The organism is Helicobacter macacae MIT 99-5501 (assembly GCF_000507845.1).
Lineage (GTDB): Bacteria > Campylobacterota > Campylobacteria > Campylobacterales > Helicobacteraceae > Helicobacter_B > Helicobacter_B macacae.
In genome coordinates this window covers 150,701-176,545 of the sequence record NZ_KI669455.1, presented here as the reverse complement: position 1 = coordinate 176,545, position 25,845 = coordinate 150,701, and the positions used below count along the sequence as shown (strand labels likewise).

At 42.0% G+C, this 25,845-nt stretch carries 24 protein-coding genes; 9 read left to right on the top strand and 15 right to left on the bottom strand.

Annotated elements, in window-relative coordinates:
• Window positions 1-34 precede the first annotated feature (34 nt).
• Complete coding sequence (locus HMPREF2086_RS08245) at window positions 35-217, bottom strand: hypothetical protein (protein ID WP_023928306.1); 183 nt, start codon at window positions 215-217, stop codon at window positions 35-37.
• 22 nt (window positions 218-239) lie between these two features.
• Window positions 240-1,448 carry a hypothetical protein gene (locus tag HMPREF2086_RS08240; protein WP_023928305.1) on the bottom strand — a complete coding sequence of 403 codons (1,209 nt, stop codon included), beginning with the start codon at window positions 1,446-1,448 and terminating at the stop codon, window positions 240-242.
• 148 nt (window positions 1,449-1,596) lie between these two features.
• Here HMPREF2086_RS08240 and HMPREF2086_RS08235 point away from each other — a divergent pair, with 148 nt between their 5' ends.
• The 8 genes from HMPREF2086_RS08235 (at window position 1,597) to HMPREF2086_RS08215 (ending at window position 7,633) form a co-directional block, all read left to right on the top strand.
• Window positions 1,597-2,637 carry an arginase family protein gene (locus HMPREF2086_RS08235; protein ID WP_023928304.1) on the top strand — a complete coding sequence of 347 codons (1,041 nt, stop codon included), beginning with the start codon at window positions 1,597-1,599 and terminating at the stop codon, window positions 2,635-2,637.
• Between the two features lie 206 nt (window positions 2,638-2,843).
• Complete coding sequence (locus HMPREF2086_RS12390) at window positions 2,844-2,966, top strand: hypothetical protein (protein ID WP_267902089.1); 123 nt, start codon at window positions 2,844-2,846, stop codon at window positions 2,964-2,966.
• On the top strand, window positions 2,963-4,126 hold the full coding sequence (locus HMPREF2086_RS08230; protein WP_023928303.1) for an MFS transporter: 1,164 nt from the start codon (window positions 2,963-2,965) through the stop codon (window positions 4,124-4,126). The genes HMPREF2086_RS12390 and HMPREF2086_RS08230 overlap by 4 nt, the downstream gene beginning before the upstream one ends.
• 3 nt (window positions 4,127-4,129) lie before the next feature.
• Window positions 4,130-4,294, top strand: coding sequence for a hypothetical protein (locus HMPREF2086_RS11700; RefSeq protein ID WP_156921327.1), 165 nt, complete (start codon window positions 4,130-4,132; stop codon window positions 4,292-4,294).
• Between the two features lie 10 nt (window positions 4,295-4,304).
• A complete protein-coding gene (locus HMPREF2086_RS08225) occupies window positions 4,305-4,775 on the top strand; it encodes a hypothetical protein (RefSeq protein ID WP_023928302.1) in 471 nt (156 codons plus the stop codon).
• A gap of 205 nt (window positions 4,776-4,980) precedes the next feature.
• Window positions 4,981-5,946, top strand: coding sequence for a DNA adenine methylase (locus HMPREF2086_RS12165; protein WP_034561528.1), 966 nt, complete (start codon window positions 4,981-4,983; stop codon window positions 5,944-5,946).
• Window positions 5,947-5,975: 29 nt separating this feature from the next.
• Window positions 5,976-6,143 carry a hypothetical protein gene (locus HMPREF2086_RS11695; RefSeq protein WP_156921326.1) on the top strand — a complete coding sequence of 56 codons (168 nt, stop codon included), beginning with the start codon at window positions 5,976-5,978 and terminating at the stop codon, window positions 6,141-6,143.
• Complete coding sequence (locus HMPREF2086_RS08215) at window positions 6,140-7,633, top strand: MFS transporter (protein WP_023928300.1); 1,494 nt, start codon at window positions 6,140-6,142, stop codon at window positions 7,631-7,633. Before HMPREF2086_RS11695 ends, HMPREF2086_RS08215 begins: the two co-directional genes overlap by 4 nt.
• A 57-nt stretch (window positions 7,634-7,690) precedes the next feature.
• Here HMPREF2086_RS08215 and HMPREF2086_RS08210 read toward each other — a convergent pair whose 3' ends face one another.
• From HMPREF2086_RS08210 to purM, 10 genes are all read right to left on the bottom strand, one after another.
• Entirely contained in the window at window positions 7,691-9,028 is a 1,338-nt protein-coding gene (locus tag HMPREF2086_RS08210) for an NTP/NDP exchange transporter (protein WP_023928299.1), read from the bottom strand.
• A gap of 30 nt (window positions 9,029-9,058) precedes the next feature.
• A complete protein-coding gene (locus tag HMPREF2086_RS08205) occupies window positions 9,059-9,379 on the bottom strand; it encodes an SMR family transporter (protein ID WP_023928298.1) in 321 nt (106 codons plus the stop codon).
• On the bottom strand, window positions 9,376-9,816 hold the full coding sequence (locus HMPREF2086_RS08200) for a DMT family transporter (protein ID WP_023928297.1): 441 nt from the start codon (window positions 9,814-9,816) through the stop codon (window positions 9,376-9,378). The genes HMPREF2086_RS08205 and HMPREF2086_RS08200 overlap by 4 nt, the downstream gene beginning before the upstream one ends.
• A gap of 91 nt (window positions 9,817-9,907) precedes the next feature.
• Window positions 9,908-10,849 (bottom strand): aldo/keto reductase, encoded by a 942-nt coding sequence (locus HMPREF2086_RS08195; protein WP_023928296.1) that lies wholly within the window; start codon window positions 10,847-10,849, stop codon window positions 9,908-9,910.
• Between the two features lie 295 nt (window positions 10,850-11,144).
• Window positions 11,145-11,768 (bottom strand): methylated-DNA--[protein]-cysteine S-methyltransferase, encoded by a 624-nt coding sequence (locus HMPREF2086_RS11945; RefSeq protein WP_023928295.1) that lies wholly within the window; start codon window positions 11,766-11,768, stop codon window positions 11,145-11,147.
• A 107-nt stretch (window positions 11,769-11,875) separates the two neighbouring features.
• Window positions 11,876-12,838 carry a YihY family inner membrane protein gene (locus HMPREF2086_RS08185; protein WP_023928294.1) on the bottom strand — a complete coding sequence of 321 codons (963 nt, stop codon included), beginning with the start codon at window positions 12,836-12,838 and terminating at the stop codon, window positions 11,876-11,878.
• A 69-nt stretch (window positions 12,839-12,907) separates the two neighbouring features.
• Complete coding sequence (locus HMPREF2086_RS10975) at window positions 12,908-15,304, bottom strand: RNB domain-containing ribonuclease (RefSeq protein ID WP_023928293.1); 2,397 nt, start codon at window positions 15,302-15,304, stop codon at window positions 12,908-12,910.
• A gap of 21 nt (window positions 15,305-15,325) precedes the next feature.
• On the bottom strand, window positions 15,326-16,168 hold the full coding sequence (locus HMPREF2086_RS08175; protein WP_034561526.1) for a shikimate dehydrogenase: 843 nt from the start codon (window positions 16,166-16,168) through the stop codon (window positions 15,326-15,328).
• Between the two features lie 20 nt (window positions 16,169-16,188).
• Window positions 16,189-17,064, bottom strand: coding sequence for an SH3 domain-containing protein (locus HMPREF2086_RS08170; protein ID WP_023928291.1), 876 nt, complete (start codon window positions 17,062-17,064; stop codon window positions 16,189-16,191).
• A complete protein-coding gene (gene purM / locus HMPREF2086_RS08165; RefSeq protein ID WP_023928290.1) occupies window positions 17,061-18,152 on the bottom strand; it encodes a phosphoribosylformylglycinamidine cyclo-ligase in 1,092 nt (363 codons plus the stop codon). The genes HMPREF2086_RS08170 and purM overlap by 4 nt, the downstream gene beginning before the upstream one ends.
• A 398-nt stretch (window positions 18,153-18,550) precedes the next feature.
• On the opposite strand from purM, the gene HMPREF2086_RS08160 reads away from it, so the two are divergent.
• Window positions 18,551-19,834: a hypothetical protein gene (locus tag HMPREF2086_RS08160; RefSeq protein WP_023928289.1), complete on the top strand. Its 1,284-nt coding sequence runs from the start codon at window positions 18,551-18,553 to the stop codon at window positions 19,832-19,834.
• A 245-nt stretch (window positions 19,835-20,079) separates the two neighbouring features.
• Here HMPREF2086_RS08160 and HMPREF2086_RS08150 read toward each other — a convergent pair whose 3' ends face one another.
• From HMPREF2086_RS08150 to rpoD, 3 genes are all read right to left on the bottom strand, one after another.
• The gene (locus HMPREF2086_RS08150; protein WP_023928287.1) at window positions 20,080-21,231 is read right to left on the bottom strand and encodes a hypothetical protein; all 1,152 of its coding nucleotides are present in this window, start codon (window positions 21,229-21,231) and stop codon (window positions 20,080-20,082) included.
• Between the two features lie 88 nt (window positions 21,232-21,319).
• The gene (locus HMPREF2086_RS08145; protein WP_023928286.1) at window positions 21,320-23,236 is read right to left on the bottom strand and encodes a phosphoethanolamine transferase; all 1,917 of its coding nucleotides are present in this window, start codon (window positions 23,234-23,236) and stop codon (window positions 21,320-21,322) included.
• Window positions 23,237-23,463: 227 nt separating this feature from the next.
• Window positions 23,464-25,524: an RNA polymerase sigma factor RpoD gene (gene rpoD / locus HMPREF2086_RS08140; RefSeq protein ID WP_023928285.1), complete on the bottom strand. Its 2,061-nt coding sequence runs from the start codon at window positions 25,522-25,524 to the stop codon at window positions 23,464-23,466.
• Between the last annotated feature and the right edge of the window lie 321 nt (window positions 25,525-25,845).

Here is a 25,845-nt window from a genome sequence, read left to right as displayed (position 1 = left end):
AATTTAAAGCCACATAATAAAAATTCGCACAAATTTAAAACCTATGATAATGCCTATGGTGGCGATGTTTTTTGTGTTTTTGCGGGATAACTACGGATTCTTTTATCACCACTTTTTCCGCCACACTCGCGCCACAGCCACTTAGCGCAATGCTTAAGGTAAATCCCATCATCACGCCAAGTGCGACTTTGCCAAACACACTAATTCTTTGCCACATTTCACGCCTACCTTATTTTACACTATCGTAAAGCACTATTTTTAGGCGATTTTTTGGGTGCGTGATTTTGCGTAGGCGTTTCTTTGGTGAGCGAATCCAAACATTCATCGATGAGCAAATCTAGTCGTTGCTTTGTCGCTTGTAAGTGCGAATCTTGCGCCTTTAGCATTTTGTCATACAGCGCGTTAAACTCGCGCGTAGTGGCATTTTTGTCGCCACTTTTTAGCGCGGTGGATAGATTTAGGCTATCTTGCTTTTGGCGAGGCGTCCATTCATCAGCGGTATTGCCCCCAAAGGAAACAATCCTATCGATTCGCCCATAGAGATTGCGCTGCGTAGTGAGTTCGCTAAATTGCTCCTCCAAAAACGCGTTATCTGTCATTTTATCTAGCAGTTTTGCCCCGCCTTTAGTGCCTTTACTTTGCGCACTTTTTACGCTTTGCACTCTTGCCATAAGCGCGGCATTATAAGCCTCCGCAATCGCTTCGCGCAGTTTTGCTTTATTTTGCGCGGATTTATCTTGCAAGTAGGCTTTTTGCGCGTCATTGATTTGGGCGTTAAATTTTCGCTCACGCACTCTGCTTTCTGGATTCACAGGGAGCATTTCCGCGCCGACATTGATATAGTTTGCGATGATTTCTGCCAAAACTTCATCGACACTTAGGCGATTGGCACTTTTATTTGCCTCGCCTTTGGGCGATAGGGCGAATCTATCGCTACTAAATCGCTCAAAACTCATAGCGATTCGCTCACTTCGCAAATCCTCTGTCTCTTTGATATGTGCGCGTTGCTCCTCTAAAAACGCCTCATAATATGCACTCAAAGCCTCTCTTAACGCACTCTCATTTTGTGCAGATTTGTTTTGATTGTAAGCACTTATCGCTTTTGCTACGATTTGTCGCTCATTGCCTTTGTTATTATCTGTTTGCAGATTCATAAAAGGTGGATTTTTGCCCCTTTTTACGCCATTTAGCCACAAATCTATATTTTTATCTCTCTCTTTTTCGCGTTGCGCAAGTTTTTCCTTTTTCTGCGCGATTACAGCATCATAGCTTTTGTTTAGCGCATTTAGTAGATTTTGCTTATTTGCCTCGCTTGGTGCGCGTTTATACTGCGCGATTGCCTTTTTGGTATCCTCTGAAAGTGGCGGATGCTCACTCTCTGCTTTTGCGCCAAATGCTGAACTTTGAGCTAAAAAGATTCCTAAAAATACTGCAACGAAATACTTCATTTTGAACTCCTTTAGGATTTTCATAAGCACAGTAGTATAATGTGATAGTGTGAAATAAAAATGAAAAATATGAATAAAGTATGAATATTTAATCGCTAAATAAAAATATTTGCACTACAATTCCGCCAAAAATATAAGGAGCGCGAAAATGCAAAGAATGAAAATGCTAAGATTTTTTGCTTGTCTTGTTGCTGTGCTTGGCTTGTGCGCGCTTATAAGCGGCTGTGATTCAAGCCAAAATGCCAAAGAAGTATCAAAGGAGCAAACAATGCCAAATCAAACACTTAAACTCATTTTCCCGCAATGGCAGGGTGGCGATATAGTGGGCTTTTTTAAAGATTTAGAGCCAAATGAAGCGGCGCGTGGGTATATTTTGGGCGCACAGATTTTAGATTTGCTGACACGCGATATAAACCCAAGCCTTGATAAAAACACCGCGTTTGTGGATATTTCAAAGGATTTTAGAGTGGATTCAAATGGTGGGCGAATCGTGCAAGGTGGCGTGATTGACAAAGAGATTTTACTCTCCCAGCACAAAGCCGCGCTAAAGATTTTAAGTGAAAAAAGTCCTGCCAAAATCCTAACACTTGGCGGGGAATGCGCCACAAGTATCGCACCATTTGGCTATCTAGCCGATAAATATGCTAAGCAGGGCGAAAATGTCGCGCTTATTTGGATTGATGCGCATCCTGATTTGGGTGTGGCAAATGATGATTTTTACAAAGGCTATCACGCTATGGCGGTGAGCGCGATTGTGGGCGATGAGAGCCTAAAGAGCGATTTTGCGCTTCCTGCGTATATCAAGCCTCAAAATGTCCTTTTTATCGGGCTACATTCTAATGAAGCGGAGCATTACAACGCACGGCGCGAAAATCTAGGAGCGCACTCAATCTCTGGCAAAGACATAGCGGACAATGAAGCAAAGGCACTAAGTGCGATGAGTGCGTGGCTAAAGGAGCGCAGGATAACAAAGGTGCTAATCCACCTTGATTTAGATGTGCTAAATCCAAAGGAACTCTATGTCGCGGTTGGGGATTCTGGAATCTTGAATGTGGCAAGTGTGCTAAATGCAATAAACGCGCTTAGCCAAAATGCTGAAGTCGTGGGGCTTACAATCGCGGAGCATTTGCCAAAAGCGGAATTGCAACTAAAAGCAATGCTAAAAAATCTGCCACTTATTAAAGAGTAGGGATAAGCACAAAAACGCGAACAAAACGCACTTTGGTTAATCTAAGTGCGTTTAAGGGCGAGCTTAAACCAAGTAAAATCTCTCTAAAAGCCCTTTGCAAAGCAAAAAAGCCTTTGATAAAATTTGCAAAATCACAAATCGTTATGTGCGCGGGGAGTTATTATCTTAAGGGAATTATAATTTTTACGCAAATTTAATGCTATTTGATGCTTAAAGCACAAGCACAAAAGCGCGTGCAAGATTGCAAGCAAACGCAAGCGCGGGCAAACGCAAAAACAAACACGGGGCAAGCGCAGGCAAATGCAAGCAAATATAGGCAGGAGAGATGAAAGCAAGTGAAAAGATTTTTTGGCTAAATGTCATATTTTTAGTCGCGCTCACGCTAAATCTGCGTGCCCCTATCACTTCGCTAGGACCAATTATAGAGCCTATCAAAAATGCTTATAGCATAAATTCCGCGCTTGGTGGGCTTTTGACTTCGCTGCCGCTGATTGCATTTGGGAGTGTGAGCTTTTTGGTGGCGTATTTCACGCCTATGCGTGCGATTGTCGTTGGGATTGTGCTTATCATTGTGGGGGAAGTGTATCGTAGCTTTGGGGGAAGTGCTGGGCTTTTTGTGGGAATGGCTTTGCTAGGGAGTGGCATAGCCATTGCAAATGTGCTATTGCCTAGCTTTGTCAAAGAAAAGTTCCCGCACAAAATCGCTACTATGATGGGTGCGTATAGCCTCGTGCTAAACCTCTCTGGCATTTTTGGGATACTGCTTGCCCTGCCACTTTTATCACTGCTAGGCTTACAGTATTCACTGCTTGTGTGGCTACCTTTTGCCCTGCTAGCTTTTGTCGTATATATCCCCCAAATGCGCAACGGCAGGATACTTCGCACGATAAAAAGGCAAAAAAGCAAAATTAATGTTTTCACCCAGCCAAGTGCGTGGAAAATCACGGCGTTTATGGGGGCGCAAAGTTTTGTGGCATACTCTATGTTTGCGTGGCTCGCACTCATCGTTAGCGAAATGGGCTATGGAAGCGAGTTTGGCGCAAGTATATTGCTCCTAGCTCAAGCCATAGCCGTGCCGATAGGGTTTGTGGGACCTGTGATTTTGGGCAAGCTTAGGAATGCTTACCGCGCGGTGTATATGGCGTGCTTGTGCGGGCTATATGTGGTGGGATTTGCCTGCCTTATCTATCTAGATTCTAGAATCGGCGTTGTCATCGGGGCGATTTGCATAGGAATCCCTATGGGTGGCGTGTTTGCAATCGCTCTGCTGTTTATCTCCACCAAAAGCGCGAACTCCCTCATCGCTTCCAAGCTCTCTGCTATGGCGCAGGGCTTTGGCTACCTCATCGCTAGCACTGCGCCCTTTATCATAGGGCTTATGCACGACTATTTTGAGAGCTTCGCGCAGGCGTTGCACTTGCTACTGCTTGTGGGCGTGGTGGTAAGTGTTTTGGGGCTTATCGCGTATAGGGCAAAGGTGATAGAGTAGATTTTGGGTAAGTGCTGGGTGAGGTTGATAGAGCATTGGCAAAATCACAAAATGTGCGAGCAAACAAAGGGCGAGGTTGATAGGGCTAGGAAAATCTGCCTATCTCAAATTTTGCCGTTGTGGTTTTTGGATTATCTTGTGCTAAAATGGTGTTTTATCACATTTTAAGGAGTGCTCTATGAGAAGTTTTATCGCTACTATCGCCGTTGTATCCGCGCTTTTTTGCGCAGGGATTGCCACAAACGCGCTTGCCAAACCCCACGAGCATAAGCCACCAAAGGACGCAAAAGGTGCATTGCAAGGTGAGCTGCCACATATCAAAGGCATAGCCCCCGAAATCTTTGCAAACGCAAGCGAGCAAGCCCAAATCAAAGCCTTGCAAATCGAGTCAGATTCCAAAGAGTCGCTTCACAAAGCCACGCAAAAATACCGCGATGAGCGCGACAAACTAGAGCTACAAAAGCGTATCCTCCAAGTGCGACTCCACCACGCAAAAGCGGGGAATGACACGCAAGCTGCGCAAAGACTGCTTGATGAGATATTTAAAAACGAGCAGGCTATCGTGAGAAATAACCAAGATGAGCGCGAGCTACGCGACAAGCAAGAAGCGCAAAGGATAGAGCGCATTTATACCGAGCTACGAAAGTAGCGCGAAACTATGCGATTTAGCCTAGTCTATAAATATTGTGTGTAGCGTTGGGGGGTGCAAATTGGCTATTGTGGTTGGCTATTTTTGAAATATTTAGGGGAACTTAAATGCTTTTTGGCAAAATCACAAATTTTTCTTACAAAAAATGCTGGCGCGAGGATTTGGAATGCACTGCATTTGCCTACCACAGCACAAAAGATGCGTAATGAATGAAGCAAAACTCATCAAATCCCCTTTGCGCTACCCCGGTGGCAAATCCCGTGCGCTTAAATTCCTCTCTCAATTTTTGCCAAAGGACATAGATGAGTTTAGAGAGCCCTTTTTTGGCGGTGGTTCGCTTGGACTCTATGTCGCGCAAAATCACAGCAAAACAAAAATCTATGCAAACGACTTAAATTATGAGCTGTTTTGCTTTTGGCAAAGTTTGCAGAGGGATTGCGCGGGGCTAATCTCGGGAATCTTGAAGTTAAAAAACCGCTTTGCAGAGGGCAAGGAGCTGTATAAATTTATCCTCTCTCGGCGCAATGATGAGCTAGATGAGCTTACGCGCGGGATTGACTTTTTTATCCTCAATCGCATTACATTCTCTGGCGTGGTGGATAGTGGCGGGTATTCGCAGAAATCTTATGAGAGCAGATTTACGCCAAGTAGCATAGAGCGACTAGAGACAACGAGTAAGATTTTGGGGAATTTTGCGTTTTTTAGTGGCGATTATAAGGAGTTTTTGGGCGAAAAATCTTTGTGTGAGGAGTTTTTGAGCGAGGAATCGTTGGATAAAAGCATAGAAAATATCCCAAAAGCAAGCGATACAATTCAGGGCAAAAACGGCGACAAAAAGAGCGATGAAAAAAGCGTTTTCCTCTTTTTAGACCCGCCATACTTTAGTGCTAGCAAATCAAAACTCTATGGCAAAAAGGGCATTTTGCATACCACATTTAATCACTGCGAGCTGTGCGAAATGCTAAAATCCACCAAGCACAAATTCTTGCTTACTTATGATGATAGCGCGTTTATCCGCGATTTGTATAAGGATTTTTGCCTAAAGGAGTGGAGCTTGCAATACGGAATGAATAACTTTAAGCAGACAAACGCCCCAAAGGGCAAGGAGCTGCTTATCAGCAATTTTGACTTGGCAAAAAGTGTGGCACAAAATTCGCTATTTAGTGCTTAAAGTTTTGAATGTAAAATAAAAGGTAAAATATGAAGTTTCCACACGCAAATCCAAGCATAAAAAAGAACAAACCTAAAATCTTACGCACCAAATTCTGCGCACCAAACCCACACGCAAATGCAAAATCCTACGCGACAAATAATGCGAGCCAAACCCCGCGCACTCTAAAAAGTGCGCACTCTAGGCAATCACAATGAATCCTAGCAATCTCTTAGCGTGGCTAAATTTCTTTGTAGCCGATGTGCGCGATGGCTTGGGACCATTTTTGGGTGTGTTTTTACTCCAAAACGGCTTTGGCGAAGCTCAAGTGGGGCTGATTTCGACCATTAGCCACATTATCGCGCTCGCTCTTGGTGTGCCTTGCGGGATTTTGGTGGATAAAACCACGCGCAAAAAGGAGTGCATCGCGCTTTTCATCACGCTTATTATGCTTTTTTGCTCGCTGAATTACTTTTTCCCCTCATTTATTTTTACACTCCTTGCACAATGCCTAGTCGCCCTTAGTGGCGTGTTTTTAGCCCCTGCCTTTGCCGCGCTCACGCTTGGAATCATCGGCGTGAAGCACTACCCGCTTCAATGCGCTCGCAATGAAGCCTACAAGCACGCAGGCACAGCATTTGGTGCGGCTCTTAGCTTTGTGCTTGCTCTGCACTTTGGCATAGCAAGTGTGTTTGTGATTACCGCGCTACTTGGTGGCTGCTCGCTTGTGGTGCTAGGGCTTATTAGAAGCGAGTGTATCGATGATTTTACCGCGCGAGGCGAGATAAGAGAGAGCGCAAACTATGCAGAGCAAAAAGGTGCTGGGCAAGAGGGCGCGAAGCAAAATGGGGCAAGGAAAAGTGGAGTGGGAAAAGTCGTAAGCATTTGGGCATTGTTTGCCGATAAACGCGTGGTGTTTTTAAGCGTGATAATGTTTTGCTTCCACCTAAGCAACGCCGCAATGCTCCCACTGCTAAGCCAAAGGGCGCAAAAGCTAGGCATTGACTCAAGCGGGGCTTATGCGGCTGCTACGATACTTATCGCACAAAGCACGATGATACTTGTGGCATTTGCTTGCGGGAGGGCATTAGGACGCAATCAAGCTGATAATGCAAAGGAAAATGTTGCAGGTGGAAATGTCGCGAGTGAAAACCTCACGGTGGAAAACCACGCAGTAGGGAATCAAAGCCACGCGCAAAGCCACACAGATGACAAAAACAGCTCCCAAAATCTCGCGCAAAGCACGCAGCAAAATCAAGCACAAAATACGACACAAAATCTGCCACAAAATCCCTTGCCAGCGCAACCAAAAAGGCATAATAATTCAGAATTTAAACTCTATTTTTGGCTCTTTTTTGCCTGCTTTTTTGCACTCATCATTCGCGGAGGCATTGCGGCAAACTTCGCAGGCATAGGTGGAATGATTTTCACACAGATTTTAGATGGCATAGGTGCGGGGGTAAGTGGCGTAATCGTCCCTGTCATCGTGGCATTTATGCTTCGTGGGAGCGGGCATATCAACGCAGGGCTTGCGCTCGTGCTTACCTGCGGGGGACTTGGTGCGGCACTAAGCAACGGGATTGGCGGATATTTCGCGCAATTTTATGGCTACCTATACGCGTATCTTTTCTTAGGCACAGTGGCTATGCTTGGACTAATCCTATGGTGCGCAGGCGCAAAAATGCTAATGCAAAAATATAATGCCTAAAAAGTAGTGCTTCTTTAGAAAATCACTATTACAAAATCATATTTATTGCTCATTTTACTAGCTTGTTTGTTCGTCTTTTTGTTGGTATTTCCTCCCTAGAAACACTCCCAAAATCCCCCACACAAAGCTAATCCCAGCTCCCACCAAAAGCACCACGCTTATGCCTAGACTAAATAACGCGCTCTCTACTTGCGCGCTTAGCGCGTCTCCACCGCGATACACCACCGTGTCTATGAAGTTTTTTACCTTGTATTTCTCATCGCTGCTTAGCGGGACAAAGAGCATTTCGCGTCCCGGTTTCACTAGCGCGTATTCGCCCACGCGGCGCATACTCATAACCACTGCTAAGGGCAAAAACGCGGGGTGGGTAAAGCACAGCACCACAAAGCCTATGCTTACCACAAAGCCAAGTGCGCTAAGAAGTGCGCTTAGGCTAAAGAATTTGGCGATTTTTGCTGTGAGAAAGATTTGGATAAAGAGTGAGAGGCTTTGCACGACTAAGTCAATCGTAGCAAACACCGCCACACGCTCCTCTCTGCTAGAAAATGTCTCTTTGATGATGCGCATCTGCTCCATATAAAGAAAAGTCGAAACTGCGGTAAGCAGTAGCACAAATGCGCAAAGTGCGAGTAAGTAGGGCGATTTGGCGATGAGGGAAAATCCTACAAAGGGGTTTTTCGCACCTATGGTTTTATCAAACCTCTCAAGCGGATTTTGGGAGGCGGTTTCAGGGGTTTTAGGATTTCTAGAATGTGCAACTTGTGCGTGCTTAAAAATGTCGCTTATCATCGCGTGCTTTAGCGCAAGGGCAAGGCAGAGCAAAATCATAGAAGCAAGGATAAAGCTACTCGTGCCGATATGCTCGACTAGATAGCGCACACTTGCCGAGCCAGCGATACTCCCTAAAGACGCACCCGCCGCGATAATCCCAAAAAGTCGCAAGGAAGCCTCCTTGCTAAAAATATCGCTTAGCAAACTCCACGCGCTTGAGAACACAAAAAGATTAAACACACTAACCCAGACATAAAAGATTCTACAAAGCCAGATAAACTCGTTACTTTGAGGCTCTATGAGGCTCATCGCAGTATAAAAAATAAGCAGATTTAGCCCAAAAAACACCAACACAAAATCGATATAAAATCGCCTCTTTATGCGCGTGCTAAGCCACATAAGCGCGAGTGAAGAAGCGATAGTGGCCAAAAAAGTGCCTAAAAACAGCCACTTTAGCTCATCATCTCCGCCACTAAGCCCGAGCGCATCGCGGATAGGGCGAAGCAAGGCATACGAGCTAAAAAGCACAAAAATAAAGCTAAAAGAGAGGATTAGGAGTTTGAACTCGCCTTCTTTTAGGCTGAAAAGTCGCATAAGATTATCATAAGTTTTTAGTTTTGGCATTTAATTCCTTAGATTTTGTTTTTTGGATTTTTACGCAAAGTGTAATAAATACACGGCGATAAGCACGAGTGCGATTCCCACAAATCCTATGGGCTTTAGCTTTTGCGCAAACCAATAATACCCGCCAATCACCGTGCCTAAAATCCCTATCGCTCCCCATAGCGTGTAAGCCACAGGGAGTTCCATTCCCAAATCAAGTGCGAAAGCCAAAAACAAAAACACGCTATCCACAAGAAGTAGCGCGAGTAGCCCCCACCAAAGTTTTTTGAAGCCATCGGATTTTGCTAGGGCGAGATTGGCAAGCACATCTAGCAAGCCAGAAAGCACGATGAGTAAAAATGCTAGTGTCATCTCATCCCTCCACTTGCGCTTTTGACTGCTTCTTTAGTCGCGTTTGGCGTGGGTTTACCTGCTGTGTGCTCGCTCGTTATGCTATTATCGTGCGCCTCACTATGCTCCTCGCCTAAAATAATGCAGATAATCCCTGCAAATCCTATGACAATGCCAAAATACTGCTGTGTGCTTAAAATCGGGTCAAAAAACACAAAGCTAACGAGCAACACGCCTATGCCCCCTACGATTTCCCAAGTGGCATAAGCTACGCCCACCGCGATTTGGCGCAGGGTAAGCGACATAAGGAAGTATGAGAGGTTCATAAGCACGATTAGCAAAGCCTTGCCAAGAGTGCCATTGCCCTCAAAGACTTTTAGCAGGCTAAGACCGCATATCTCTAAGCCAATAGCCCCAAAAAGCATTAGCCACGCGCTTAGGCGAGTGAGTTTTAGCATAGATTCTCTTTTGGTTGGTTTTGTAAGGGGTTGGATATTTTGTGGTGTAAATAATCTAGCGTGATTTATCCACAAACCGCGCTAAAATCTACTAAAACCACTTAAATAAAGGCTCATTGGTATCTAGTGCGTTTAGGGCTTCTCTATCTGTGCTATCAAGTGCAAAGTCAAAAATGCTGATATTTTCTATCATTCGCTCTTTTTTTGCAGTTTTTGGGATAACGATAATATCTTGCTCGACTAAAAATCTAAGGGCGATTTGAGCGGGAGTTTTGCCGTGCTTTTTGGCGATAGACACAAGTGTGGGGTTTGCAAAAAAGTCGTTTTTGCCATTGGCAAAAGGACTCCACGCTTCTAGCTTCGTGCCATAGCTTTTCATCACTTCTCTTAAAGGCTTTTGCTGATAAAAGATATGCGTTTCCATTTGGTTTAGCACGGGGAGTGTTTCACACTTTTTGACAAACTCACTATAAACTTCAGGGGTAAAATTTGAAATCCCAAGAGATTTGATTTTGCCCTCTTTGCGTAGCTTTTCCATCGCTTTATACATAGGCACAGATTGTGGGAAATTCCTATGCAAAAGTAGTAAATCCACATAATCAATTTGGAGTTTTTTTAGCGATTCTTGCGTGGCTTTTAGTGTTTCTTCATAGCTCATATCGCTTGAAAGTTTGGTAGTGATAAATAGCTCTTTGCGCTTTAGCTTCCCGCCTTTTAGTGCGGAATTTATCGCGTTGCCTACATCGCTTTCATTACCATACATTTGGGCTGTATCAATTAGTCGATAGCCTACTTCTAGTGCGTTTTCTACGGCTTTTTGACACTCGCTTCCCTGCATACGCGAAGTGCCAAACCCTACAAGTGGGATTGATATGCCATTATTTAGCGTGGTGGTTTTTGTAGCTTTTGCGTCTTTGGCAAGTGCAGATGAGAGAAATGGAGGAAGTGATGGGAGTGCTAAGCCTAGTGCAAGAGTGGCAGAAGTTTTTATAAATCCTCTGCGTGCGTGATTGTATTGTGTGGTGTTTTTCATTTTGTATTCCTTTGGGGTTAGTTTTTCTATGCTTCTACTATGCTTCTTTAGGGATATTTTGGGAATTTTTATAGCCCAAAAAGCTAGAGATTTACAAACCAGATTTAAAAGTAGCGATTGTATTAGATTTTTGTAAATTAAGGTTTAAGCACAAAATCCAAGTGTGTCAAAGTGTGCTAAAAAGGCAAGCCTGCCAAGATATGTCAAACACTTTATTGCAATGATTTAAAAGGCTTTTTAGACTAAAATCTCTACATAAAAGTGCTTAAAAACTCTTGGTGATTTTATGGCGATTCTAAGTAGTTGTGAGGTTTTCAAGTCCTAGTAAGATTTTCTTTTTTTCTACTCCTCCTGCGTAGCCTATCAAGCTACCATTTGTGCCAATCACTCGGTGGCAGGGGATAATGATTGATATGGGATTGTTTTTTAGCGCACCACCTATGGCTTGGGCTGACATTTTGGCAAGCCCTCTTTGTTGTGCGATTTTTGTAGCCATAGTAGCATAAGTGGTGGTGCTACCATAGCGGATTTTTAGTAGCTCTTGCCACACAAGTAGTGCAAATCTAGAGCCTTGCAGTGCAAGTGGAGGGAGAAAATGCGGAATCCCCCCACCAAAATACATATCTAGCCACTTTTTTGTGAGAGCGAAAATCTCATCGCTCTCATCACATTGTGAAGTTTGCTTTATTTCGCCTTTTGTGTCGTGGCTTTGGTTGTTTGATTTTTTTGATTTTAGCTTTGCTAGATTGTTTTCAAAGTAGATTCCACTTAGGTATTGCTTTGTGTGTGATTCCCCTAAAAGCACAAAAGACTTATCAAAATCATCAAAATTTTTGGGACTAAGAAGCGTGATTTTGCCAAGTGAGGAAAAATCCGCAGGAGGAGTATAAAAACTCACAAAATATTTATCCAATCCCACTTTTTGCGCTCCTTATATGTCTCTAGTGCTACACCAAAAGTGTCAAAATATTATTTCAAATCGCCTCTAAAATTATCGTGTAAATCTATGAGAATAAGCAAAATCTACTATACGGTTTCATTATGTGCTTCTTTTTGATTTGTGTCTTTTTGCTCAATATTAAGCCATTTTAAAACCCCTTGACAAGAGCGCATACCAAATAGCATAACAAGCCAAGAAACATAAATCCACGCCATTAGAAAAAGGATAATTGATACCGAGCCATATAGCGTGGCGTAGGTTTTGTTGTAAGTGATATAAAACACAAAAAGATTTTTGAGTGCAAACCACACAGTGCCAGAAGTAAATGAGCTAAAAAACAAAGTCCTTTTGTGCAATGGCTTGTTTGCAGAGATGCGAAAAAGTATGAGAAATAGCACACAAGTAGCAAGCCAAGAGAACAAATCACTATAAATCAAGGATTTCCCTCCCTGCATAAATAGCCCCTGTGCACTTGCGCTAAAATAAAATATTACCACACTACCTAGCGGAAATAGCGTAATCATCGTCCAATACATTATAAGAGAATCAAAAAATTTGCGCGGTGTAGAATCAAACATTTTGGAGGTAATGTATTCGTAGTTGCGAAAAAATAGCAATGAAGTGATAAATACGCTTACTACGCCTACCATTCCCATTTTTGAGCCGTTTTCCAAAAATGTATTCATAAATTTGATGACTACTTCGGCGTTGGCAGGGAGGATATTTGAGATGATAAGGTGCTGAATATCGCTGATTTTGTCTTGGAAATGTGAGAATGCAAGCAGGACAGAAAAAGTGATAAAAAGCATAGGTATAAGCGCGAAAATCGTATAAAAGCTAAGTGATGAAGCGTAATAAAACATTTCCTCTTTGTAAGTCAAAAAATGATAAATCTCTTTTAGCAGTTTGAATGTTTGTTGTTTTAGTGAATTGGCGAGTTTTAGTAGATTTGTGATAGGAGCAAAAATGAGTGCAAATTTTTTTTGAAAATAGCTTTTTTTGGAAGTTATGTCATTTGGTTGTGTGCTAGATTGTGTATCACTTGGCATTTTGCGCACTCCTTATGTGGTTTGTGGGTGGTTTAGATGATTTGGCGAGTATTATACATTATTTGCTTTTTATTTGATTTGCTTTTTGTGCTTTTGGCTTGATTGTTTTTTGGTTGTTTTGTGCTTATTTTTTGGTTTTTTGGTGGATTTTGCTCTTGGTGTAGAATCCACTTGGGTGCTTATATCAAGTATGTTTGCATATATTCTAGCACTGCCTAGCTCTACTTGGGCGATTTGTGCTAGATATGTAGCGTGCTTTTGCAAGCTAGAATCTCGCACAAAAACCCGCGCCCCTTGCAAAATCTCTTGCAAAGTAGAATTTGGGGCGCGTTGCAGTGCTAGCTGTTGCACAGCGCGTGTAGCCTGTGTGTGCGGCGTGTGGGATTTTGTCTCACTAGATTTTGCTTTGCTAGATTTATCATTAGCTTCCTTTCTAGATTCTGCAAAATCCACTACACCAATAGCAGGGAATCGCTCATCAATAATGCGAATATAAATAGACTCCCCCTGCCATTTTTGCGCACTTCTAGCATATTTTCTATCTTTGAAGCACATTTCACATTTTGCGATTCCTCGCTCTGCTTCATTTAGCAGAGGTGTGGCTATGCGGATAGATTCTAGGGTGAAGTTAATATGCCTTAAAATCTCTTTTTGGTTTGGCAAGGAGGATAGATTTTTGGCAAAACTAATATCTAGCGTGCCACTAGAGCGCAAAAGTAGCTTTACAAGTCTGTGTGCCAAAATATCGCTATATCTGCGTATAGGCGAAGTAAAATGCGTATAAGCCTCAAACCCTAGCCCAAAGTGCTCATTTTTGCTGCAATCATATCGTGCTTCTTTTTGGGATTTTATGATTAGTCTATCAATGATTTCTTTTTCTTTTTGAGTGCTTGCTAGGGATTGTAGGTGGGCGATTTGAGAGTGGATATTTTTGGAGTAGTCATTTTGTGGCTTTTTTGCTCTACTTTTTTTTATGGTGTAGCCAAGCTGTGCTATCTCGCCAAAAAGTGCGTGCAGCCTGTCTTTTGTAGGTGGATTGTGAGTGCGATAGATTCCCTTGCCTCCTAGCGCACTATCCAAAGACATTGCCACACTTACATTTGCAAGTAGCATAGCCTCTTCGATAAGGCTATGAGCGCGAGTTGGCAAAATCGTGCGGATAGATTCTATCTCGCCCTCTTTGTCCAAAGTCATCTTGCGCTCTTTTGTGAAAAAATCAAAGCCTTTTTTTAATCGCTCATTTTTAAGCCCGCTTGCGATATGCCAAAAGGACAAAATCCAGCGAGGATTTGCAAGGCTTTTTAGTGGTTTAAAAATTGCGCTAGATTTTTTAGCTGATTCTAGCGTGTCTAAAAGACTATCGATATACTCATAGCTTACATTTGCTTTGGGAGTGATTAGGGCTTCATAGATTTTGGTGGATTTGGGTGTGATTTTGCGTGATGAAGTGGCGCAGAAGTGTATCTCACATACAAGTGCTAGCTTTAGCTCATTTGCTTTGAGTGAGCATAGATTTTCGCTTAGCTCTTGTGGTAGCATAGGGTGGCATTTATGTGGAAAATATAGGCTAAAAAGTCGCTGCTTTGCCTCCTCATCAAGCGCGGTTTTTGGCAATACATATTCACTTACATCAGCGATAGCGACATACAAAACCTTGCTTTTTTCATCATAGTAAATCGCATCATCGTGGTCTTTTGCATCGCTTGGGTCAATAGTGATAAAATCTAGCTTGGATAAGTCCGCTCTACCAAAAACCTTGCCACCAGCCTTTCCACCAATCTCGCCCCCATATAAACCACCGCTTAAGTCTGTATATAAACTTGGTTCTACTCTATCGCCAAAGCTTTGGGCTAATTGCTTGGCTTCTTGGCTAAACTCCTCTTTCCTATCTGCCAGAAATAGCGCGATAGCTTCATCGACTTTTGATTCCTCTAGCACACCATAAATCTTATTTATCTTTGGTTTTATATTTTCATAGCTAAAAACGCAGTGATAAGGCAACTGCTCTAAGGATTTTTGCGAAAAAGGCAGGGTAGAGATTTCGCCATCTTGGAAGTTTATGCCGATGATTTTACCTTTTTGCTTTTCTAGGTAGATTAGATTTTGTTTTTGGACGTGCTTAGTGCTATGGCTTGATAAAGACTTGATAACGCGCACAAATTTACCTGCCAAAAGTGCTAGCACAATCTCGCCATTTTCCAAAGATTTTGGTGTATTTTTAATAGATAGCCTTATGTCATTGCGTCTTTTGGTGATGTCTTGCAAAAAAATAGATTTTGTAAGTGATGATTTTGGTTTGCTAACGCTAAAAATCCCAAACTTACAATGTAGCTTAAAAAAATTATGATGCTTTTTGCTTTGGTGATTTTCTATCGCGCCACAAGATTTGATTTGCTCATAGATAGAGGAGTATTTTTTGGGAATCTCATTTGTGCCTAAGCAAAGTGAGATGAGAAACTCTTTCAATTTTTTACTCTTTTGTGGCGTTTATGCTTTGTGGCTATTTATCGCTTGGGACATTAGGGCATAGATTTGGTGTTCTTGGTAAAGATTAGATGTATTTTCAGTAGAGATAAAAAGCACTAGGGCTTTTGCCGCCTGCCACAAAAGCATATCTTTGCCGTCTTTGTAGTCTATGTGGCAATCTTTTGCTAGGGCTAAAAATGGTGTTAGATTTTTGCTATACATCAAATCATAAGCTAGTTTGCAGTGAGTAAAAATCTCTGATAGTAGGTTTTTAGGCAATGGTAGCTCGCCTTGCAGGCTCGCACTCGTGGCGTTTATGACTATGTCAAAATCCCTTGCTTCTAGCTCGCTAAAAAGATGATACGCAATCCCACGCGAAGAATAAAAATCCCGCTTAGAATCCGAGCGATTTGCCACCTGCACTTCTAAGCCATATTTTGTCAATATGCACGCCACAGCTTTAGCACTGCCACCAGCACCAAGCACTAATGCGCTTTTTGCCGTGCGTGGGGCAAAATCGGGATTTGGCATAAAATCCCTTATACTCTCTACAAACCCGCTCGCATCGGTGTTGTATCCCTTTAGCTTGCCACTAGATTCTAGCACTAGGGTATTTACCGCGCCGATTTCTTGGGCTAGACTATCTAGCTCATCGGCTTGAGAGAGGGCGTGCTCTTTAAATGGCACGGTGATATTTGCCCCACTAAGATTTAGACGAAAAAATGTATTTTTTAAGTTCTCTCCACTATCAAGGCAAAATCTACCATACATAAAAGGCAAGCCTAATTTTGCTAGGGCGAAATTATGTATAAGCGGGGAGAGGGAGTGGGCGATAGGATTGCCAAATACGCAAAGATATTTCATAAATGATGATTTCTTAAAATCTAATCACTATCTTTTTGAAGCAATCTAAGTGCGATATAGCCACCACTTAGTAGTCTAGCCCAGCCATTTGCTATGGAGTGGACACGCACTCGCTCACCCTTTAGCACCGAGCCTACGATAGGGGAATCATTATCAGGCTTTTGGCGTATATTTGCATTTACAAGCGAAGTATACATTTGCGTGTCTTGCAAGCTAGAATCCTCTCGCTCCAAAGTCAATAGCTTAGCACTTACCCAGCCACCATTTTCTAGCTGTGCCCACTCATCGTTAAACTTAATAACTTTGACTTTTTCGCCACTTGCTAGCCTGCTAAGTAGAGGTGCGCTTATACTTGGCTCTTTTCTCACATTTAGCCTAGTAGTGGTGTAGTATAGCAGGGTTTGAGGGGATTTGGTAGGCTCAATGGTTTGAGTGGCTTGAGAAGTGGTTTGGCTTTGGGCAAGATTTTGGGTAGGGTTTTGAGTAGGACTTTTGTCATTCTCAAGTATATCTTGCGTGCTTTGAGTGCTATATTGCACACTTTCTTGAGAGAAAATCTGCCCATCATCATTTTGTTTTATTTCTTGGTTTTCTTGCAAACTTTGCGTAGCGTATTCATCGGTGTTTTGAGTGAAATGTGCGTTTATTTCCTCTTTTGGATATTCATTTGGATTGCTATTTAGCACGATTCTCTTTATGGAGGAAAAAAACTCACTCAAAATGTTAGAATCCTCAAAATTATTGCTTTGGTAATGATTGTGCCGAGTGAAGCTAGAAGTATCCTCTACTTGCTCGCTATATCGTTCGTTGCTTTTGATAAACATAACATAATACATAACTAGCCCGATTAGGAGGACAAGAAATGGTAGCGTATATGCTCTAAAAAAAGATTTCAACTCTCCCCCCTTATCACAATGTCATTGCCTTTTTTGAGTGTGATACCACTTTGGCTTACCACCTCTCCTAGCACAAAGCCATTACTTCCGCGCAAAACCTCATCGACATTGCCCTCCTCCACACACGCGATAAGTCCCACACCCATATTAAACACACGATATGCCTCCTCTATCTCTACAAACCCACACAAACGCTCAAAAATCTCTTGGCTAGGGATAGCATCTATATTTACAGACGCGCCCAAGTGCTTAGGCAAAGCGCGAGGTAGATTCTCTAGTATGCCACCACCTGTGATATGAGCTAGAGATTTGATAAATTCTCTTTTTTGCCTAAAGAGTGGCACATAGATAGTAGTAGGCTCTAAAAGCGCGTCTATAAGCGGCTTTTTGATATATTTTATGCCACTTTGGGAGCTAGAATCTAGTGCTGATATTTCTTTGCTAAAGTCCATTTTTTCTACTTCAAAAAACACTTTGCGAGCAAGCGAGAATCCATTTGAGTGCAAACCACTGCTTGGGAATCCCACCAAAATGTCGCCCTTTTTTATGCTATTTGGTAGCTCCAAAGATGCCCTCTCTGCGATTCCCACACTGAAGCCAGCTAAGTCAAAATCCCCCTTTGCATACATTGAGGGCATTTCTGCGCTTTCGCCACCTATGAGGGCGCACCCTGCGATTTGGCAACCCTTTGCTATGCCCTCTATCACGCGCAAAGCCTCTTCTTTGTCTAGCTTGCCTGTGGCGTAGTAGTCCAAAAAAAACAGAGGCTCTCCAAAGTTGCAAATCAAATCATTTACACACATAGCCACCAAATCTATGCCGACAAAATCAAGTTTTTTTGCCTCTATGGCAAGACGTAGCTTTGTGCCTACGCCATCAGTGCAAGCTAGTAAAATGGGCTCTTTGTATCCGCCAGGAAGTGAGTATGCTCCTGCAAAAGAGCCGATAGAGCCGATGACATTGCTATCAAAAGTGCGCTTTACAATGGATTTTAGAGAATCAACTAACGCATTTCCCTCATCAATATCAACGCCACTATCGCGGTAAGTAAAGGTCTTATGAGATTGTGTAGAATTATGAGAAGACAAGGTATATCCTTAAAATCTAAGTGTTAAGCAGTCAAAATCCAAACAACCATAAAGTTGGCAGATTTTAGCGTAGAATAAATAATCTATTGCCACATTGCTTAAAAAACGCGCTTAAAAAAGCCAAAATACACGATAAGTTCATAATTTCTTAACTTGTTGCAATGAGTTTGAATGAGATTTTGTGTTTTTCACGCAAAAATGCAAAAAAGTTTTTTTAAAAAAATTTTAGCTAGATTTGTGAAATGCTTTGATTTTGCGCAATTATGAGCAAAATTTCGTAGCATATATTTGGCATAAAATTTGTTTGCTTAAATCAAACTATGCGTAAATGCGCGTTTAATTGCAAAAATTTCGCCTAAAATCTCGCAAAAAGCAACAAAATCTTTAAGGAGCATATTTTGAGGATTTTATATCTAAAAAGCACTATCTTGCTTGCAAATATGGCATTAGCAGGGCTATTTTGTGGTGTGCTTGTCGTGCTGCTTGGTGGATGTGCAAATAAGGCTAGTTTGGAGCGTTTTAGTGTGGAAGAAAAAACGCGCTTTTTCGCACTTATGGAGCAAACTTCAAGTGCGAGATATGCCCTATATAAGCGAGATATAAAAGGGCAAATGGCTTTGCTAAAACAAGCGTGCGAGTATCGCTTGGGGCTTGCGTGCTGGGTGTATGCCTATGAGGAAAATGGCGATAAAAAAGCGTGGAGTATCCCGCTAGAGAGAGCAGCCCTCACGCTAAAAAATGCTTGCCTTGTTATGGCTACCCAAAAGCCAAGCATTGCAAGTGGGCAGTCTTGCGCATTTTTGGGGATTATGCTATCTCAATACCCTCAAATGCAAGTGCATATCTGGGAACTCATCGGGCGAAATATCCAAGTAGAGTGGCTATACAAAAAAGCGTGTGAAATGGGCGAGGGCTGGGGGTGCTATCGCCTAAGCTATGATTTTTTGCAACCAAATGGAGATACAAACGCGATAAAGGTGGCAAATGAGGGCTTAAGAATGACAGCGGCAATGTGTGATAGAGGTGTGGGGTATTATTGCGCACTATCTGGGGTGATATATCAATTTCCATTGCCACACTTTGTGCCAAGCGAGGAAGTGAGACAGGAGAGAATGCGCTACTTCTGGGAAAAGGGCTGCCTAAAAAAAGATGGGGATTCTTGTATCTATCTAGAAAACCTAAATAATGGCGAATACAAAAACGCATACTACCCCAACAAAGCCCTGCCAAATCGGGCATTGCAAGATAGTGGATATAGCTTAAGCACAAATAAAAAAGGCAAGAAAAGCAAGAGGATAAAAAGTTTTAGTGATGAGCTAGACTACTCTAAACTTTTGGATTCTAGCAAAGAGATTAGCAAAAAAGATTTTGACAAAGAAACTAGCCCAAGTGAAAAAGCTAACGAAAAATCTAGTGAAAAAACTAATGGAAAGGCTAGTGAAAAATCAACAGAATCCAAAAGTAAGCCAAAAGAAAAATCTACCAAAAAAGAATCTAGCACGCCAAAATCTAGCACGCAAGCAACGCAAGCGGACTTTGGCGATTTGGATTCTACAAACTCTGCGGAATCTAGTAATCCTACAAATTTAGATTCTGCAAATTTGGAATCTAGTGGTTTAGATTCTGCCAGTCCCACTAATTCTGCCAATCCAAAAGACACTAGCCAAGATAATGATAAATAAGCTATGAATAACAGATATGAGCAGGTAAAAATCATCGCCTATGATGCTTGTGGTGTTTGTGGTGCTTATAGTGTTTGCTATGTGTTTTTATATGTTTTTGTTTTACTGCTATTGTGCCCTCGCTTGCACAACCACTAACCACACCTCCAAGCACAACCATAGACAAAACCAGTGCGAAGCCACGCACATTAGCCCCTAAAATTTTTATCATTTATTCGCTCCTTATTTTTTAAGTTATAGATATTTTATCTTGTAAGCAAATCCAAGCATTCATCGATGAGTAAATCTAGTCGTTGCTTTGTCGCTTGTAAGTGCGAATCTTGCGCCTTTAGCATTTTGTCATACAGCGCGTTAAACTCGCGCGTAGTGGCATTTTTGTCGCCACTTTTTAGCGCGGTGGATAGATTTAGGCTATCTTGCTTTTGGCGAGGCGTCCATTCATCAGCGGTATTGCCCCCAAAGGAAACAATCCTATCGATTCGCCCATAGAGATTGCGCTGCGTAGTGAGTTCGCTAAATTGCTCCTCCAAAAACGCGTTATCTGTCATTTTATCTAGCAGTTTTGCCCCGCCTTTAGTGCCTTTACTTTGCGCACTTTTTACGCTTTGCACTCTTGCCATAAGCGCGGCATTATAAGCCTCCGCAATCGCTTCGCGCAGTTTTGCTTTATTTTGCGCGGATTTATCTTGCAAGTAGGCTTTTTGCGCGTCATTGATTTGGGCGTTAAATTTTCGCTCACGCACTCTGCTTTCTGGATTCACAGGGAGCATTTCCGCGCCGACATTGATATAGTTTGCGATGATTTCTGCCAAAACTTCATCGACACTTAGGCGATTGGCACTTTTATTTGCCTCGCCTTTGGGCGATAGGGCGAATCTATCGCTACTAAATCGCTCAAAACTCATAGCGATTCGCTCACTTCGCAAATCCTCTGTCTCTTTGATATGTGCGCGTTGCTCCTCTAAAAACGCCTCATAATATGCACTCAAAGCCTCTCTTAACGCACTCTCATTTTGTGCAGATTTGTTTTGATTGTAAGCACTTATCGCTTTTGCTACGATTTGTCGCTCATTGCCTTTGTTATTATCTGTTTGCAGATTCATAAAAGGTGGATTTTTGCCCCTTTTTACGCCATTTAGCCACAAATCTATATTTTTATCTCTCTCTTTTTCGCGTTGCGCAAGTTTTTCCTTTTTCTGCGCGATTACAGCATCATAGCTTTTGTTTAGCGCATTTAGTAGATTTTGCTTATTTGCCTCGCTTGGTGCGCGTTTATACTGCGCGATTGCCTTTTTGGTATCCTCTGAAAGTGGCGGATGCTCACTCTCTGCTTTTGCGCCAAATGCTGAACTTTGAGCTAAAAAGATTCCTAAAAATACTGCAACGAAATACTTCATTTTGAACTCCTTTAGGATTTTCATAAGCACAGTAGTATAATGTGATAGTGTGAAATAAAAATGAAAAATATGAATAAAGTATGAATATTTAATCGCTAAATATATCTAAATCTTTGTCATAGTCTTTGGTATTTATCTCTAGAAGTCCAAGAAGTGTGTGAAATACAAAATCGTGCGAGTATGGCTTATCTTTGATAGATTGTAGCTTTTGTGTGAGGGCGGGGTTGGACTTAAACCACATAAATGATGGGATTTGTTTTTGGACTTGTGGGGCTAGAGAGTAGGGAAATCCTCCGTGCATATATTGCCCATATTCGCCTAGAGATTCTCCGTGGTCGCTCATATACCACAGCGCAATATCTGCTTGCGCTGTGTGATTTAGCAGGGAAATGATAGAAGCAAGCACAAAATCCGTGTAAATAAGCGAATTATCATAGGCGTTTTGTATATGTGATTTTTGACATTGGCTAAGCTCGTTATTAGCACACACGGGGCTAAAGATTTCAAACTCTTTTGGATAGCGCAAATCATAGCGCGCTCCGTGGCTTCCTTGTAGCTGGATTACAAGCAGGGTATTGCTTTTGGATAGAGTGTTTTTGGCGATTATGGATTTTATCGTAGGGAGCATATCAGCATCTAGCTGTCCGCTTTGGTTGAAGTAGATGATTTTTTCTTTATCCAAGCGAGCGCATACGCCACCTATGCACTCTCCTCCGTTGTTGCTAACCCAATAAACTTCATATCCCGCTTTTTTGGCGATGTCTAGCACAGAATCGCTATAAAGACTTAGGTTTCTATGCGTGTAGGATTTGCGCGGATAGTGGGTAAGCAAGCAAGGCACAGAAATCGCCGTAATCACGCCACAAGAAGTAAAATCGCTAAAATATACTAGGTTTTTTACTTTTGCCGTGTGGGGGATGGTGTCTCTCTCATAGCCACTATGAGGGAAATTTGCCGCGCGGGCGGATTCTCCTATCACAAGGACAAATAGCTTAGATTTGGCATTTGTGGTGGCATCTTCGCCCAAATGCGTGTAGTGGCTTGGGGTTTGAAATCTATCAATAGCCAAATCTATGCTCGCACGAATGGGGGCAAATGGGTTTAGCACAAAAAGCAGTCTTTGCTCCCTAAAAACATCTACTATCCTTACCCCTTGCAAAGCATATAGAAACGCTATGCTTACAAGCAGGATTAGCAGGATTTTTGGTTTATGTGATTTTGGAGTAAGGGCTTTGCTGTGGTGTTTGCTAGCAAAGTGCAAAGCGCAAAGTATCACTAAGGGAAACACCACAAAAATCCCAAAATGCAGTGCAAAACTAGGGCTTAAAAAATCGCTTGCTTCACGAGGGTTTGTCTGCAAAAAAGAATCAATAATAGACGCACTAAAGCTAATATGCAGTGAATCTAAAAAATAGCTACAAACCCCTGCCACCACAAAAAACATACCTAGCAATGACTTGGCATAAGCGCGAAACATAAGGATTTCTAGCATAGTCCAAAGAAGTAAAAAAGTCGCTAGAAAAATGCTAGATTTTAGCCAAAATCTAGCAAAAGATTGTGTGCTAGAATCTTTGGCAGGGCTAGTAGAGCTGGCGTTGCATTCGTTGATTTTATTTTGCTCTAAAGTGTGGATTTTTGGAGGGGGGGGGGGCGATGATAAAGCACTAGAAGTGCTATGGCTAGATGAGCTTTGGTGTGCGTTATCTAGCTTTGGTAATGCTTGTTTTGTGTTTTTTGCCTCTGTTGTTGCAACCGTTGTGGGCGCGGCAAGTGTTGTAAGCGCAGTAGGCGTGGTAGAAATCTCGCTATTAGATTTTGCTTTGTTTGTTTTGTGTGTATCACAAATTGTGAGATTGTGCGTATTTTGCACTATGTATGTATTTACTTTGTGCCAAAACTCGCCATTATATAGCCAAACCCACACAAACGCACTCAACGCTAGCAAGCAATGATAGTTCGCTAAAATCCTAACAACGCCAAATCTCACAAGCAAATTTTTAAACACAAATCTACCCTATCCAAAATCTAACCTTCGCAAAGTCTAATTCCACAAAATCCAACTCGACAAAATCTAGCCCTGCAAAAATCCATACAAAACAAAATCTAGCTAGTGTAAAGCTACGCTTCCTTACCCAATCTATTGCATTTTTACTTTTGGGGGCAACTCCCACTTGCGCACTTTGCGTGTATTTTATGCTATTTGGTGCATTTGTAGCTTGGACTTTAAGCGGCTTATTCTTCGATATAGTTTTTTAGCTTTCGTCCGACTTTTGGGTGCTTTAGCTTTTTGATTGCGCTTGATTCTATCTGTCGGACGCGCTCACGCGTTACATTTAGCTCTTTGCCGATTTCTTCAAGCGTGCGGTCGCTCTCATCATCAAGTAGCCCAAAGCGCATTTTGATTACGGAGCGTTCGCGCTCATTTAGCTGATTTAGCACATCTTCGATTTGGGAGCGCAAGTCCTCTTTTAGGATATATTCCATAGCACTCATCGTGCTTCTATCCTCGACAAAATCCCCAAACTTCCCGTCATCATCATTGCCGATAGGGGCTTCTAAGCTCACAGGCTCTTTTGTGATTTTGATGACATTTTTGACTTTATCCACAGGTAGCCCCACTTCTTTGGCTATATATTCTGTATCTGGCTCTTTGCCGTGCTCTTGGGTGTATTTGCGCATAATTTTGTGGATTCTGTTTATCGTCTCAATCATATGGATTGGGATTCTAATAGTGCGGGCTTGGTCGGCGATAGCGCGCGAAATCGCTTGGCGTATCCACCAAGTCGCATAAGTGGAGAATTTGAAATTCTTTTGGTATTCAAACTTATCCACCGCTTTCATAAGCCCGATATTTCCCTCTTGGATTAAGTCCAAAAACGGCAATCCACGATTTGTATACCGTTTGGCTATGCTGACTACAAGGCGGAGGTTGGATTTTGCCATTTTGGTTTTTGCTTTGTCGCTGATGGTTTTGCCTCGCTTGATTTGCTCCAAAATCTCTTTTAGCTTCTCTGGCTCTAGGTTGAACCCACCCTCGCTTGCTTCTTTTGTCTGAAATAGCTTTTTTAGCTCCATATACACACTTAGCATTGTAGCTTCTGGAATCGCATTTAGTATATCCTCTCTGCTCATATTTGTGATATTGCTAAGGATTTTTTGGTGATTTTCCACAAGTATGTCATTAAACAGAGGTAGCTTATACTCAAGTCGCTTAAGCTCTCTCTCAAACCCATCGCCACTTCTTAGGCTATTTTCCATAGCTTTTACGATTTCGTTGATTAGCTTACTTGTGGGTCCTAAGTCAAGTAGTTTGTCTTTTAGTAGCTCTTTCTTGTGAGCTAGAGTGAGGATATACATTAGCTCATCTTCTGGGATTTCTACGACATTCATTGCAGAATTTGCGCTAGATTTGTCTTTGCTAGATTTTTCCTTACTTGTTTTTTCGTTACTTGATTTTTTGTTTGGGCTATCCTTTTTGCTATCTATGGTGCTATTTAGCGAGATTTGCTCGGGCATAGATTCTAGCACTTTTAGCCATTCTTTTTTTGCTTTATCTAGTGCTTTGAAGCTTTGGATAACTTTTTCGATACGCTTTTTGTCCTTTTTGGTTATGGGGCGTTTGCTCTCATCTATGTCGTTATACTCTCCGTCATTATGCTCGCTATCGTTATCTTCGTATTTGTTGTCTTGGTATTTTGCATCGTATTTCCCCTCATCGACACTCTCATCATCAAAGTCATCTTCCTCGCCGTCCTCCTCATCATCAAAGCTCTTAAAAAGCTCTTTTACGCGTCTTTCTCGATTGATAAGCGCGTCTTTGTAGTCATAGATAAAGTCGATGAGATAAGGCACAGAGCAAATCGCATCAAGGATAATATTTTCCCCAAATTCTATTTGCTTGCTAAGCTCTACTTCTTCCTCCTTTGTGAGTAGCTCGATTTGCCCCATTTCGCGCAGATACATTCGCACAGGACTATCACTCCTACTCCACTCAAGTAGCTCTTTATCTTTCATAAAATCAAATTCGCTATCTAGCTCGTTTTCTACAAATTCTCTGCGCTCCCTCTCGGCTTCCTCTTTGTCTTTGATATTTAGCTTTTTTGCAAGCTCTGATGAGCTCAAAAGTGTGCATTTATACTTTTTGACAAGGTCGTTGATTTTTTTGACTTGGGCTTGGTTTGGTGGCTTTTTTAGAATCTGGGCTACGGCTTCGTGGGACACCATTTTGGGTTCTGCGGTTTTAAACAACTTTTCTAATTCTTGGCTGGTTGTGAGTTTTTTTGTGGCTGACATTTTATCCCTCTTTATCTAAGTCTCTGGGCTTATGCAGAAGTTTTATAAGGATTCTTTAGAGAATCAACTAGAATTGTTTGGCGAAATATAAAATCAAAATCCAAAAGATTTAAGCAAAATCACACATTAAGGCGACTCTGCTAGGCAATCCACTTGCAAAGAAGTGCTATCAAACGAAGCATCATCAAGCTAAATTTGATTGTATTTAACTTCTACAAGTTGGACTTGATTTGATTCAATCCATTGGGTAGCTACAAAATCGGCTAGTTTTTAAAATTTTTAGAAAAATATTTTATGCAGTAATCTAAAGCCTTATAATCT